Source organism: Microcoleus sp. D3_18a_C4 (assembly GCF_036702415.1).
In the GTDB taxonomy this organism is placed as follows: Bacteria; Cyanobacteriota; Cyanobacteriia; order Cyanobacteriales; family Microcoleaceae; genus Microcoleus.
The window spans coordinates 65,575-79,674 of record NZ_JAUBTI010000015.1 but is presented as its reverse complement, the minus strand read 5'-3'; the positions used below and the strand labels follow the sequence as shown (position 1 = coordinate 79,674).

12 protein-coding genes are annotated in these 14,100 nt (G+C 47.5%); 6 read left to right on the top strand and 6 right to left on the bottom strand.

The window, feature by feature from the left end; all coding sequences use genetic code 11:
* Positions 1 to 169: 169 nt before the first annotated feature.
* Together QUB16_RS10310 and QUB16_RS10305 are read left to right on the top strand one after the other, a co-directional pair.
* Positions 170 to 1,135, top strand: coding sequence for an RluA family pseudouridine synthase (locus tag QUB16_RS10310; protein ID WP_333315857.1), 966 nt, complete (start codon positions 170 to 172; stop codon positions 1,133 to 1,135).
* A 30-nt stretch (positions 1,136 to 1,165) separates the two neighbouring features.
* The gene (locus QUB16_RS10305; RefSeq protein WP_333315856.1) at positions 1,166 to 1,600 is read left to right on the top strand and encodes a hypothetical protein; all 435 of its coding nucleotides are present in this window, start codon (positions 1,166 to 1,168) and stop codon (positions 1,598 to 1,600) included.
* Between the two features lie 703 nt (positions 1,601 to 2,303).
* On the opposite strand, the gene QUB16_RS10300 is transcribed toward QUB16_RS10305, so the two are convergent.
* The 3 genes from QUB16_RS10300 to QUB16_RS10290 form a co-directional block, all read right to left on the bottom strand.
* Positions 2,304 to 2,456: a hypothetical protein gene (locus QUB16_RS10300; protein ID WP_333315855.1), complete on the bottom strand. Its 153-nt coding sequence runs from the start codon at positions 2,454 to 2,456 to the stop codon at positions 2,304 to 2,306.
* 102 nt (positions 2,457 to 2,558) lie between these two features.
* Positions 2,559 to 3,740 (bottom strand): PepSY-associated TM helix domain-containing protein, encoded by a 1,182-nt coding sequence (locus QUB16_RS10295; protein ID WP_333315854.1) that lies wholly within the window; start codon positions 3,738 to 3,740, stop codon positions 2,559 to 2,561.
* Between the two features lie 342 nt (positions 3,741 to 4,082).
* Positions 4,083 to 6,893, bottom strand: a complete 2,811-nt coding sequence (locus QUB16_RS10290) for a TonB-dependent receptor domain-containing protein (protein ID WP_333315853.1) — start codon at positions 6,891 to 6,893, stop codon at positions 4,083 to 4,085.
* Positions 6,894 to 7,698: 805 nt separating this feature from the next.
* Here QUB16_RS10290 and QUB16_RS10285 point away from each other — a divergent pair.
* Positions 7,699 to 7,932: a hypothetical protein gene (locus tag QUB16_RS10285; protein WP_333315852.1), complete on the top strand. Its 234-nt coding sequence runs from the start codon at positions 7,699 to 7,701 to the stop codon at positions 7,930 to 7,932.
* Between the two features lie 74 nt (positions 7,933 to 8,006).
* On the opposite strand, the gene QUB16_RS10280 is transcribed toward QUB16_RS10285, so the two are convergent.
* Together QUB16_RS10280 and QUB16_RS10275 are read right to left on the bottom strand one after the other, a co-directional pair.
* Positions 8,007 to 9,080, bottom strand: a complete 1,074-nt coding sequence (locus QUB16_RS10280) for a hypothetical protein (RefSeq protein ID WP_333315851.1) — start codon at positions 9,078 to 9,080, stop codon at positions 8,007 to 8,009.
* Positions 9,081 to 9,182: 102 nt separating this feature from the next.
* Positions 9,183 to 10,745: an energy transducer TonB gene (locus QUB16_RS10275; RefSeq protein ID WP_333315850.1), complete on the bottom strand. Its 1,563-nt coding sequence runs from the start codon at positions 10,743 to 10,745 to the stop codon at positions 9,183 to 9,185.
* A gap of 567 nt (positions 10,746 to 11,312) precedes the next feature.
* On the opposite strand from QUB16_RS10275, the gene QUB16_RS10270 reads away from it, so the two are divergent.
* The 3 genes from QUB16_RS10270 to QUB16_RS10260 are packed head-to-tail and all read left to right on the top strand — an operon-like array spanning position 11,313 to position 12,560.
* On the top strand, positions 11,313 to 11,495 hold the full coding sequence (locus tag QUB16_RS10270) for a hypothetical protein (protein WP_333315849.1): 183 nt from the start codon (positions 11,313 to 11,315) through the stop codon (positions 11,493 to 11,495).
* A gap of 20 nt (positions 11,496 to 11,515) precedes the next feature.
* Positions 11,516 to 12,175 carry a MotA/TolQ/ExbB proton channel family protein gene (locus tag QUB16_RS10265; RefSeq protein WP_333315848.1) on the top strand — a complete coding sequence of 220 codons (660 nt, stop codon included), beginning with the start codon at positions 11,516 to 11,518 and terminating at the stop codon, positions 12,173 to 12,175.
* Positions 12,159 to 12,560, top strand: coding sequence for a biopolymer transporter ExbD (locus QUB16_RS10260; RefSeq protein ID WP_333315847.1), 402 nt, complete (start codon positions 12,159 to 12,161; stop codon positions 12,558 to 12,560). The genes QUB16_RS10265 and QUB16_RS10260 overlap by 17 nt, the downstream gene beginning before the upstream one ends.
* Before the next feature lie 845 nt (positions 12,561 to 13,405).
* On the opposite strand, the gene QUB16_RS10250 is transcribed toward QUB16_RS10260, so the two are convergent.
* Complete coding sequence (locus QUB16_RS10250; protein WP_333315846.1) at positions 13,406 to 14,092, bottom strand: NERD domain-containing protein; 687 nt, start codon at positions 14,090 to 14,092, stop codon at positions 13,406 to 13,408.
* Positions 14,093 to 14,100: the final 8 nt, after the last annotated feature.

Here is a 14,100-nt window from a genome sequence, read left to right as displayed (position 1 = left end):
CTTGTATCTTGAAAGATGTAGATTTCGATTTACCGTGTTCGTGGGGGCGGGTTTACGAGATTATTGGTTTTAGGCAATTATTATGGGTGAAACCCACCCCTACAAGATATGTACTGCATACAAATCGATCGATTTTAAATTAGCGATTACCGATTACCAAAGAAAGTAAATGATAGAAACAGACACTGCGGCACAGATTTACACAGTAGAAAATACAGAGGAATTCGATCGCAGTAATGTCAATCAGCGATTAGATATTTGGCTGTCAAACCAGATACCGGACTTATCCCGATCGCGAATCCAAACCCTAATATCACAAGGTAACGTCAAAGTCAACGACGAAACCTGCACATCGAAAAAAATATCAGTAAAAACGGGCGATCGCATCCACCTCACTTTACCTGAAACCCAGCCCACAAAGTTGCAGGCCGAAGCAATTCCCCTAGACATCCTGTACGAAGACGACAGCCTAATTATCATCAACAAACCAGCGGGATTAGTCGTCCACCCAGCCGCCGGACACGCAGACGGTACATTAGTCAACGCCCTCTTAGCCCACTGTCCCCTAGCAGAAATAGGCGGAGTTCAGCGGCCGGGAATCGTTCACAGATTAGACAAAGATACAACAGGTGCGATCGCGATCGCCAAAACCGACATAGCCCACCAACACCTGCAAGCCCAACTCAAAACCAAAACGGCCCGCCGCGAGTATTTAGGCATAGTTTACGGGACTCCCAACACCGAAACAGGCACAATAGACCTACCCATCGGGCGGCATCCCACAGACCGCAAAAAAATGGCGGTAGTACCAGTAGAAAAAGGCGGTCGCCCCGCAGTTACTCACTGGACAATCAAAGAAAGAATCGGCAACTATTGCTTAATGCACTATCAATTAGAAACCGGCCGCACCCATCAAATTCGCGTGCATACAGCGGAGATAAAACATCCCATTGTCGGCGACCCGATGTACAGTTCCAACCGTTCCATCGGCGTCAATTTAACCGGACAAGCCCTCCACGCATGGCGGCTGACATTGCAGCATCCCGTAACAGGAGAATTAATAGAGGCGATCGCACCTTTACCCGATCAATTCAACACCTTGTTGAAAATATTGCGATTGCGCTCTCACACTTGATATGTTGGGCAGTTAACACTGGTAATTTCTATGTCTAAATTTGAGGAACTTTGCAAAGCTTACGCAGCATCCCGGCAAGCATACCGCGAATCCTGCGAAGCTTGTCAGGATTTTAGTGAAATTTTTATCAAGCAAATGAGCGATTATTTGGAATGCCCGATTCACAACCAAAATCAGAAGTTTGATGACAATGGCATTCTGTATTTTGATGGTGCGATCGATGTTTGCGAAAATCCAGAAAATCCCCAAAATGGCGATCGCGAAACAGTCGAAATATCTTTGAGTGTTAACAAAGTTATTGACAATTTCATTGTCACCGTTTATCCTTGGGGTCACGAATTCAAGATTCTCATTGATGAACCCAGACACTTTGAAGAAGCTTTTGAATACATTTTTGATCGACTCCAATCAGCTTATACTGGCGTAAGCCTCTTACCGTCAGAACCAGATCCTTTACCTTTTTAATGACTAAATTCCTTACTATAGCAATCCTAAATCAGTTTCAATAACTGGTTAACTGGTTCCCAAGCTCTGCCTGGGAACCGATGTCACTCTTGCTCTGCCTCGGCTGCGACAATGGAGGCTCTTCCTCCGGATATGCGTTACCAGGCAGAGCCTGGTAACGAGTATAATCATTTAGGATTGCTATATAAACCTTTTTTCCCCTTCCTTTTTTTTCATTAAACTTCTTGCCTAAATCTTTGATGCAAGAAGGAAACCCCAGATGAACGCAGATGAAGGCAGATAGTTCAGGGGGTGACAACCCCGTCTTGACCCATAGCTAACAAAGGTTAGACCGATTTATGGTAAAAAAAGATGGGGTAAATTTTATAAGCAACCCCATCTATATACAATGTTACCTCCATTTTACCAAAATTGTTTCCAAAGACAACTAAAAAAATGGGTATTCAAAAATATGTGGGGCGCATCAAAGAAGAACCGCGAACTATACGCCGACATAGTAGTTTTTGGATGGGATTGTATGGTCATTTTTGGGTAATAGGAATAGAATGTTGTGAAAAAATGATTGAGGAATTAATGGCAATAAGACGGAACAAGCTACCATTTTTTCAGAGGGGTTTGAGGGCTATGTCCCTGATGATACGGACGTTTTGACGGCATTGTCACCCCGTGAAGAAAAACCGTTTACTTACATCAAATCTGGCGGCTACTTTCCTAATTGATGTATCACCTTGTTCATAAACATCAACAAAGCCAAAGCCGTCGCTTGACTTGTGGACTCCCAAATCCAAACAGTCAGCGCAAACGCGGACATAGCACTGCCAATCATCGAAGCAGTTTGTCCCAGCCAGAGTTGCATAAATTTTTGCATGAAATACGCGATTAATAGGATTTAAAATTCCGAGGCTAGGGGTTTTTAGGCAGGAGAATGAGACCCGCATAAAATCCCACGCCGCTCTCATTAAAACCAAGGCCATTGCTGGCTAAGTGGAGATAATTCTTCATATTGCTGTCTCGCCTGATTGCGGTAAAATTTCACCAAATGCCGCTGTCGCCACATCAGTACACCCGTAACAAACAGTACAAACGCTGCTAATCCTGCGATCGCGTGTGCCAGTCGCAAGTAAATTCCGCCATAGCTGCCAATATGTAGCGGATAAAGCGAGCTGAGAATTCGATTTGCTACAGAAGCTGAATTTACACTGTCAGCCTGCAATATTTTGCCGCTGTATTGGTCTATATAAATGGTGCTAACCCCGTTTGGGTGCGGCTCGTTGGGAAATTTTTTCCGTACTTTAAAAATTGCTTCAGGCGTCAAAGGCAGAGAAATAAAAGTGGTTGTAGCTTCCGGCCAAACGGTATTAACTTGGTGTAATATTTCATCAAGGTTTTGCCTCGAACTGCTAGAGTGGGGATGAGAAGTCAATGCTGGCTGTGGCTTTTCATTCGTTAGCCAATACAGAGTCGATTCAACCGGCGCGTAAAAAATTATCGCTGTCCCTGTAGCGGAAATTAGTATGAGAAAAGCGACCGATACAATGCCAGAAACGTTATGTAAATCAAATACAGTCCGCTGCCAGTGAGCTTTCCAATTAATAGAGAATCCGCGAGCCAAATTGCGCCAACCCGTCCACAATACCAAGCCAGTAAAAGTTAGTCCTAGCATTACTAGACCGCAAATGCCTACAAAAAAATGACCGAGTTCTCCTCCCGCTAATTCTGCGTGTAACGTCAAAATAAAACCTGTAAAACTGTCTTTCCAAAGGCGCGCACCTTTAATTTCTCCGCTGTAAGGATTGACATAAACGCTAACTACTTCCTCACTCTTTGAAAGCATCGAAACTTGGCAAACTTCCTTCGCTGCTCGCGGCAGCAAAATACTAAGAGCTTGATTTTGCGGATAAGCTTTTTGGACAATTTGCAGGACATTTTCCAGCGGTATGCGTTCGGCTTGAGGAATTACTTGCAGGAGTTGGGGATTGAAGAACCGCTCGATTTCGGGGCCGAAAACCAGCAAGCTGCCGGTTAAAGCAATTACTGCTAGAAATATTCCTACCACCAACCCCAAATACAAGTGCAGTTTGAATGCGAGTTTGCGGAACTTCATCTCGAAATTTTTCTCAAAGCCGTTAACTGTTCTCATTCAAGTCCGTTAGTGGGCCCGCGAGTCCGCCAGGGGTTGAAACCCCTGTCTAATAGCTAAAGTCCTCTCAAGAGGACTAATGATACTAAATCCGGGTTACTCACCCCCTTTTTGAACTGGCGAGCTAATTTTTCCCCCTCTCCCCCTCTCCAGCAATAAAGGGGTTTTTAACCCGGATTTGGTATGAGTCCTTCAGTCCTCTTTTAGAGGACTTTAGCTTTGAGGCAGGGGTTTAAACCCCTGCCGGACTGTCGGTTTGACGTTAAATTGACACCAATGGGTTCTTGGAGTGTCCCTACGGGGGATATTGAATCTACCTCCTAAACCTGCAATCTGCTGTAATTACCAGTTAAGGCGGTAATTAACACTGAGAGTCAAACCTCTGCCTGCATAATTAGAGGTGTCCGAGCCAAATCCAGCTAAGTATTGGGAGAGCACGGGAAAATATTGATTATTCAATAAATTCTCGACTTTGACTTGTAGCAGCCCAGAGCCAATTTTAACCGCGCTGACGTAATCCAGTGTGAGATAGCTGCTAATCGGGCCGCCATCCGAGCCGTCTTTGAAGGCCCGATCGCGATTTCCAGAATATAATAACTGTAAACGATTGTTCCATCCCGGCAAAGTTTCGTTTTGAACATAAGCTGTTAGCTTGAGCGGTGGAATTCGGCTGCTATCGATCGCGATGTAACGGTTGTCCTCCTCATATTCGCCTTGAATATAAGTAGCAGTCCCGCCGATCGACCATGCTCGTCCAGGTTGCCAATCCACAGTCCCTTCTAAGCCGTAAATGCGTTCTGGGGCGCGGATGAGTTCCAGGCGGCCTGTGTTGCCAACTGGTTGAAAACTGATTCCTAGATCCGAGGTATTGTAAAAAGCGGCAAGCGACATTTGCACCGCTCGCCACCCTCCTCGAATGCCAATTTCGTAGTTGTTGACTTTTTGCGGTTGAGTTACTTCTAACGAAGATTCAATTCCGACAAAATTGTCGGGGGGTTGGCGGAGGATGCGGCCGAAATCTGGAACTGAGAAACCTTGAGAAAAGTTGCCAAATATGTTGAAGTTGTCATTAATTTTATAGACAGCCCCTGTATTAAATAGGGTGGCGTTAAATTTGCGATCGCCTCCTTCGATCTGGCGCTCGTTAAAAGTGGTATAATCATTGACGTTTAACCCGGCGCGTTCGTGACGTATCCCGCCACTTAGAATGACGATATCGTCAATATTCCATTCCAATTGACCGAAAAGGCCAAGGCTGTCATAAGTGTAAGGAGGAACGAAAGGACGCTCGGAGATTTTCCGGTAAACCCGGCCCCCACTTGCGTCAAATCTCTCCGTGTCGTACAGGTCGAAACGCTGTCTGCTATCTTCAGTAACATAGTCAGAACCCCAAGTTAATCGAAGATTTTCGGCACGCGATAAAGGAGTGGTGATCGCCAGCCTTCCTCCTATTTGTTCGGTGTTGGTGCGCGAACGAGTAACACCGACAAACGGCCCAAAGAAATCGGACGTGCGGTAATCTGAAGGAACACCTACATTGGAATGCGTTCGATAGTAAATTTGACTTTGAAGGCTGCTGCCAAAAAGGTTTTGGTTGGTGTAACTTAGGTTGAGGAGTGTATTCCTATTTCCCGGTGTTTCCCCGGCGATATCCAAATTTCCGGTTCGGATGGCGCGGGCTTTTTGCCGTCCTTCCTGGTCGTCAACGCTAGAGTCTCCGAGCACATTGGGATCTTGAGTTTCCCGATAGTGATTGACAGTTAGTTGCAGCCGCTGTTGGGTGTCCAAATCTACCCCGACTTTGCCCATGACGTTGAAGAGGGTGCTGCTATCTCCGCCGAGTTCAAAAAAGGGAATGCGATCGCCTTGGGCATCGTAAAAAGCTCCACTTCTGGCGAGCGAGACAGTGCCGGTCATATCGAAATTGCCACTTCGACCAGACATCGTATGCTGAGCGTTAAAGCCTAAAGCATCTTCTGTGTTTGTTAAAGCGCTACTGACGCCCACTTCAGTCACAGCAGTTAGCCTTTCCTCAGTTGGCCGACGAGTAATAATATTAATCACGCCACCTGTAGCCTGAGCGCCGTAGATTGCGGTAGACCCCCGCACTACTTCAATGCGCTCGATCGCACTGGGATCGATGTTTCTAAAATCTCTGACAAAAGATTGAAGATTGGTCGTTTGCGGCACGCCGTCAATCAGAACAGAAACGTCGCGACCCCGCAAAGTTTGTCCATAAGTGGCAGTAGTTTGATTCGGGGGCGCGAAACCGGGAACCTGATTTGCCAGAGCTTCCCCGATATCTCTCGATGGCCCTACCTGCTGCCGAAGTTCTTCTGAGTCTATCACCGTTATAGAGCGCGGCACGTTTGTCACTCTTTCTGAGGTTCGTGTTGCAGTGACGACAATTTCAATCGGGTCTCTCCCCGCCTGTGGTGTGCCTGGTGGCTGCGCTGTAGGCGACAAGGGTTCTGGGGGTGTCCCCGGTGGCTGCGCTGTAGGCGGCAAGGGTTCTGGGGGTATCCCAGGTGGCTGCGCTGTAGGCGGTAAGGGTTCTGGGGGCGTCCCAGGTGGCTGCGCTGTAGGCGGTAAGGGTTCTCCTGGTGTCCCAGGTGGCTGCGCTGTAGGCGGTAAGGGTTCTGCGGGTATCTCTACCGACTGCCCTGTCGGCGGCAAGGGTTCTCCGGGTGTACCTGGTGCCTGTGTTGTAGGAGCAGGTGCAGACGGGCGAGCAGTCATCTCCGAGGTGGGTTTTAAGCTGAGAATCAGACCCGCAGCGTTAGGAATCACCTGTGCCACTGGTTGACCCCTCTCGCCAACGACTTTGATTCGGATGCTGTTGTTATCTAAAGGAGTAACGGTGACAGAAGCAATTCCGGCAGCAGGCTTGTCTTGACGAAACTCATTTCCCCCCGGTAGTCGCAGTTGAGCGGTGATGACATCAGCTTGTAAAGTTTCGCCAAAGCTGGCGCTGAAGACTTGCAGGGGTCTTCCATCTTCAGTGTCTAGGATGATTTCAATGCCTTCTGACGTGGGGTTGAGGCGAACGCCCGTCACCTGCGCGATGTTGGAAGCGCACGCCGGCCCAGCGACTAACGCCGACACGACTCCTGCCAGCCCAAGGCTATTTAATAATTTCTGCGATCTATTCATTACTCTTGAATCAACAATTAATGGAACTTCGGATATGTGGTTTGCGTTGCTTGCACAACATGATTTGTGGCAGCGTTGCTGCTCTTGTGTGCCTCTTGAAACTGACCTGCGGAAGATCCGGCCCAGTTGTCGGGCGCAGTTCGATCCGATTCTCCCGTCGCTAGTGGCCTTTGTCTGGGAATACAGGAGGCGCGTGAGGGCGAAAGCCTCAGTCCGGTGGCGCTCTGGACGATCGCCCACGGTTGGCAGCTTCTTCGGTTAAAGGAAGTAATCGCGGGGCGCTTAATGAGAAAGTGCCTTAATTAGATAACAGAGCACTTGCATCTGTCAAGAGTTAACTAATGAAAAATTATTGCATTTTTAGATAGGGGGTGTCACCCCTTATACTAGTTGCACACCAGGTGCCTATTATGGTTGATGGTCAGAACCAGACAAACGCCCGCCTAAAATGCTATGACCAGAGTTAGAAAAGATTGTCATATAGGAAACGAGAAGAGTCAACAACTTTGTTGACAACTCTTGATAATAAATGTCATCTAGCCTAATATGCTTAAAGTCGATAGCCGTAAAGCCCCTGAAGCTGATATCGAAGCTGGCTCGGACTGAAATCGCCCCGGAGCCTGCAGCCGAACAGCCCGATCGACAACAAAACGTGAAAACAAGCGCTCATACCCGGATTGAAGACTCAAACGCGCTGATGCCAGAGTCGTAACGCCCAACAACTGTTCACAGAAAGTCTATGTGGAAAGAATTTGACCCAACTGGTTGGCGTACTGCAAACAAGATTTATAGGTAAAAAGAATCGATGAGTGACGCAAGCATTCAGGGAAACCAACTCACCGAAAGTTGTACCAATTTAGTAGAACTCCTACAAAACAGAGCATTACACCAACCAGAGCAGAAATATACATTTCTGTTAGACGGAAAAACTGAAACCGCCAGTTTGACTTATCGAGAGTTAGACGCGATCGCCCGCGAGAATGAAACAGCCCTGGGGCTAGCAGGGTATCTAACTCCGCTTGAGATCCAAAGGGAATAAAAACCTAGCCCAATTCTCTTAAAATTGGTTCACTGCTTTTTCAGAAGGAGAGTGGCGCGTCAAAGGAAAAACAATTATTTTTGGAGCTGCCCCTGTTGCCAATTTCCCTCTACCTTCGTTCCATCTGCATATAGATAAGAACCTTGCCCGTGTTTTTGCCCGTTGAGGAATTCACCTTGATAGCGATCGCCATTGGCGTAAATGCAAGTACCTTTGCCGTTGAACTGACCATCGCTAAATTCGCCTTCGCAGCGATCGCCATTCGCAAAAATGTAAACTCCTTTCCCGCTCATCTTACCCTTGACAAAAGTGCCTTTATAGCTATTTCCATTGGCGAACTCACGGACACCTTCACCACTAAATTCTCCATTGTCAAACGGCCCTTGATAACGTCCCCCTTCTTTAAAAGTAAACAACCCCTGACCTTGAGTGTTGCCCTTGACAAACTCTCCTTCATAGCGGTTGCCGTTCGGATATTCGCGAACCCCTTTACCGTGAAACTGCCCTTCACTAAATTGCCCCTCATAACGACCTCCTTCAGCAAAGGTATAAATTCCCTGTCCGTGAGGCAAGTTATTCAGCAACTCTCCTTCGTAGCGGTTCTTATTAGCATATTCACAGACGCCTTTGCCGTTAACTTTTCCTTCTTTAATATCTCCTTCGCAACGAGTACCATTAGTGAAGGTAAAAGCCCCTCGACCGCTAGGGGAACCACTCGTGAAAGAGCCTTCGTAACGAATGCCGTTAGTTGAGGTAAAAGTGCCTGTACCATCGAACTCACCGTTTTTGAAAGTTCCTTCGTAGCGGTTGCCGTTAGCAAATTCCCGGACACCTTGACCGTTGAATTCACCCAAGGCAAATTCTCCTTGGTATCGACCTTCTTCTTTAAAGGTATAAATGCCTTGACCGTGAGGTTTGCCGTTGAGAAATTGGCCTTCGTAGCGATCGCCGTTGGCATATTGACAGATGCCGGGGCCGCTGAGTTTGCCCTCACTCAATTCTCCCTCGCAACGTCCGCCATCGGGTAAAGTAATTACTCCTGCCAATGCGCTGTGAGGGTTGGCAAACAATAAAGCCATTCCCAAGTTGGAACCAAGTAAGAGAGCGAGTCCAACTCGCTGAAGTTTACTTAATATTGCTGACGACATTCCCAAATTCATAATTCACAAAAAATTCAACTTTTAACTTTGCTATTCCTTGGAGGGTGCTATAGAATCCCCAGCCAAATTGCTAGAGTTTCAAAAAAATCCCTAGTCATCGAGCCGGAAGATAATGACTATTCTTTCTCCTGAAATGCCACTCTCTGATGGCGCATATTTCCTTTCTTGTACTTGTTTCATCGCGGCGCGATTCAAGTCGTTGTATTTGCTAGGAGTCAATATCTTGATGTTGGATGTCTTACCATTGGGGTCAATGTCACAAATGAGTTCCACTTGGCCTTGGCGTCCTTCTTCTCTGGCTGCGATCGGATATTCAGGTTTACCGCAGCCACTAATGCAAGTGACCAGAGGCGCGCCGTTCGGGCGCGAAGGACTCCCCCCTCGGACTGGATTTGTCTGTTTTGGCATCGGCCCCGAACCGCTGCCAAATGGCCCTGACGAACCCCCGCCGCCATTTCCACCTCCACCGGGTGATGAGTTCGACCCACTTCCGACCGGGCTACCAGAGGAGGGGAGGTTTCCTACATCTGGGATCGCACTTCCAGAATTTCCCCCGCCTCCTGGCCTGGTGGCCGTGACTGGCGACCGAGCCGCAGGTGTTCGGGGCGATCGCCCCGAACCAGCCGCAAATGGCTCATCAGAAGGTATGTCGCCATTTTTGCTGGCACCGGATGGTGAGTTCGACGAACTTCCTCCGGGGCTATCAGAGGAGGAGGGGTTTGTGAGATCGCCGATCGCATTTCCAGAGTTACCACCGCCTCCTGGCCTAGTAGCTGTGACTGGCGAGCCCGCCGCGGGCGATCGCTGTATGGGCCCGGAAGAAGGATTTAATGGCTCATCAGAAGGCTCCCCGCTACCCGCCGAAGCAGACGAGGAGAGCGGGTTATTTTTTTCAGGGCTGTCGGAGGAGTTGGGATTTCCAGCATCTTTTGTAAAGTCTGTGGAACTTTCAGCACCCTTGGGGCGGGAGGCGGTAACGGGTGGTTCGCTTTTTGGAGGATCGGGCGAGGGGGTTTCGGGTTCCTTGGCGATCGGGGTTTTAGGAGTTTCTGGGGAATTGAAATCCTGTTGAGGTGGGGGGGAAGGCTCGATAGGAGTTGGTGGCGAAGTTTCCGTTAATGGCAGCTCTTTCTTAATCTCTGGTGGTGGCGTTACCGCTACCGGTGGCTCCTCTGGAATCGGTGGTGGCGTTACCGCTACCGGTGGCTCCTCTGGAATCGGCGGTGGCGTTGCCGCTACCGGTGGCTCCTCTGGAATCGGCGGTGGCGTTACCGCTACCGGTGGCTCCTCTGGAATCGGCGGTGGCGTTGCCGCTACCGGTGGCTCCTCTGGAATCGGCGGGGGCGTTGTCGCTACCGGTGGCTCCTCTGCGGGAGCTGGCTCTGGTGGCGGTTCTGGTTTGAACGTGTCAGGCGGGGGAGATGCCTTTTCTGGAATAGTCGGCTCTGGCTCGGTTTCCTCTACTTTGGGCTCATCAAGCACAACAATTTCAATTGCATCCTCTGCAAATTCAGCAGGTTTGACGAACTTGAGGCTCAACGGCAGCGCGACACCGTGCAGTAAGGTTGAGGCTAACAGACTGATCGCCAGAACTTTTTTGAGAGCTTCTTCTTGTTGTTGTCTTTGCGTCGCCGAAATATTTGAAAAACTCATGCCTTCTCACTCTCCTTTATGGATGGCAACATCCTCGCTGGCTCCCCGACATAACCCGAAACAAGCTACCAACTGCGGGTTGAGCTTGCTATCAATGATGAACCTACCCATCCTATAAGAAGACTGTCACCCTGTTCAAGACTCTTGCAATTAATTTTCATTATTTAATTTTGAGATTGCGACTAGAGGCTACCCCTCAGCATTTCTTTTGGGGGCGTCTACGTCGCTCTCCTGGGTGCTGTCAATGTTCGGAGTCGGGCAGGGCTAGGTTCCAAAATGCCTTAACCGCAATACTCTAGCCCATAATTTACCAACAAATTTCCACATTCTCAAGCTTTTCCTAAAAATTGATTAATAAGTAAATATAATTTCAGATAAGCATTGAATAGCACATTGTTATTTAACAGGGTGGAGCATGACTTGACAAACCCTAAATTTTGTGGAAACCTAGTTGAGAATCTTTTAAATTATTGAAGATTATTGTCAAGTCCTAACGCAAATATTTAGCAAAGAAGCACTGGCAGAACAATCTGTCGCGATCTCGGTCGAGATCGCAGTAGGAGCATTTTGGGTACAGACGAAGATAGTCACATACAGGTAGTGCGATCGCGCTTGCGATCGCGCTTGCGATCGCGATCGCGCTTGAGTGAAACAATTCGCAGTCTGAATCACTTGTGCCGACTTGACGCAGAAACTCTACCAGCCTTCGATCTAATTGCACCATTAGGCAGCTTGCGATCATTCAACTGAGCTAGCGAGAGTACAAATCAATGGATGCTTTCATTTACATTTTTCGCGCCGCAGGCATTGTTGCTTGGCCGCTATTGGCCTCCTCAATCGCAGCAGTCGCGCTGATCGTAGAGCGTCTTGCCTTTTGGTTTAGGGTAAATCGGCGGCAGCGGCGAGTGGTGCGAGAAGTGCTACAGCTTTACAGTCAAAACCCCGATTCCGCCATCAAAAAGTTACAAGTAAACGGCGATTTGCCCCTAGCCCGGATTTTTTTAGAAGCTTTAGAATTAGACTCGCCCAACATCGAAGAATTTCGTTTGGCCCTAGAGAGTGGCGCTCAGGCAGAAATCCCTATCCTGAAGCGATTCAATACAATACTTGACACCATTATCAGCCTTTCCCCACTATTTGGGTTGCTCGGAACAGTTTTGGGGTTAATTACCACCTTTTCCTCGCTCAAACTGGGGAATGCCACGGGCACCAATGCTGCAGGCGTTACTTCTGGGATTAGCGAAGCCCTCGTCTCTACGGCAATAGGGTTAGTTGTGGCAATCTTTACACTCTTATTTGCCAATATGTTTCGCGGGTTTTACTTACAGCAGCTTGCTTTTATTCAGGAAGCTGGAGGCCAGTTAGAGCTATTGTACCGTCACCGCTACGAAAAATTACCAAGAGAATCTAATTATGCGCCTACCCGATGAACCTGATAGTATTCCCCAGATTAACATCGTGCCAATGATTGATGTGGTCTTCGCCATATTGACGTTTTTAATTGTTTCCTCTCTGTCTTTATCCAAATCCGAGGGTTTGCCCGTAAATTTACCGAAAGCCTCAACCTCTCAAGTTCAGGACTCGCCTGCTAAAATTACCGTCACCATTGATGATCGGGGAAAATTAATGGTTGATAAAAAGTTAGTCAACTTAGAGCAGATTGAGAGTACAGTGCGACAGGTAATGGGGTCAAATCCGAGCTCATTAATTGTGCTGAATGCGGATAAAAACGTCAATCACGGAAATGTGGTGGAAGTTATGGATCGATTACGCCGAATTAAGGGAGCTAAGTTAGGGATTGCTACCGCAAAGTAGAGAGCTAATATAATTCCTAATTTGTAATCCCTCATACTTTTAAAGTGAAATTCCCCGGTGCAAATGTACTCAAAAAGCTGGCGGGGTGACTCCCGGCGGCGAATTTGCGGGGCTGTCAACCAAGCTTGTTGAAACCTAATCACTGGCTGTCCACTTTATTCTCAATAACTTGTTGAACCTGTGGCGGCACATTATACGGAATCCGGCTTTCAAAAGTCTGAAACAAATTAGTCATAGCTTAACCAATGATAGTTGGTTAGATTCCGAATTTATACCTGCATATTCTCCTGGATCAACCGACCTCGTTCAACTAATATTGTTTCGAGTTCATCTATAGTTTTAACACAAGTATTAGCCAACGGTTCATCCACCAATTTCCATAACCGATCGGCTGGTTGTAACTCTGGAGAATAGGGAGGAAGATGTTCCACCAATACGCTTGGGTTAGTGCTAAAAAAACCGATCGTGCGTAGGTTGGGCCCGTGGAACGAACCCTCGGTTTCACTCCGCCCAACATTTGCGTTACAATTTTCCTTAACTGAACCGTATTGAGTTAGAACTAGATTTTTGAGTTTTTATAGATTAAAAAGATATGAATCATGCCCGTAAGGTCAATTTTGAGAGTCCTCTAACTGGTTGATGTGCTCCTGACACAGAATTCAGGGTATTTTTACTGACTATTATCTTGGGCTAAGGACTCTCAAGAGGCACCCCAACTGCGTGTGGGCCTGTTGGGGGTGCGGAATGTGGGTTAGATGCTAGTGCAAGTCTGGGATGTACTGCTGTGTGCAAATTTGTTGATGTCAAACATATCAAGGTAGCCGTTTATCTCATTTCTCCCAATCTTATCTAGTTTTATAGGTGCGATCGAGTTCTTGCAACCTTGATACCAGATTGCCCAGTTCCATGACGTAAGCACCCCTAATCTTTTTTTTGTTGATCAAAATCACTTTGGCATCGCTAAATACAACTACTGGAGTGACCTTAGTTAACTTCTTAGCTTTTTTTATAGCCGTAGCTTGGTTGGCAATCTGTGCCAGAAAATCTTTCTTAAAATCTATCAATTTCCCGTCGTAAGATAGACGCTTGAGCACATCCCCATCCAACTGAACTACGGTTGAGTGAGACTTCACATCAAGGATAAAATTGACTCCTTTAGGCGATCGCAGCCACACATCGATATCGCCTACTTCCGGCAATCTTAAATTGTACTCAGCTATCCATCCAGATTGGATTAAGGACTCCAAAACTTGCTGAATCTTTTCTTCACCACAGGCCCCTTGGTCAAATCTCTGAGACGACTTCCAAAACGTTTTCCCGTCCTCAATCAACGGAAGGGCGATTAATGCCCCTATCAAAATAGCCGCGACCAAAAATAAAAATAAAGGAGCAAAAGGTGCTACCGCGTATACCAGCAGTGGCAACAACACTAGCCCTGTCGCCGCACCGTACCTGTATAAGGCTTTGGTACGAAGCTGTTGAGCATGGCGACGCAATGGTTTTCCAGCATCTTCGTTATATTGCGGCTGCATAAATGCAC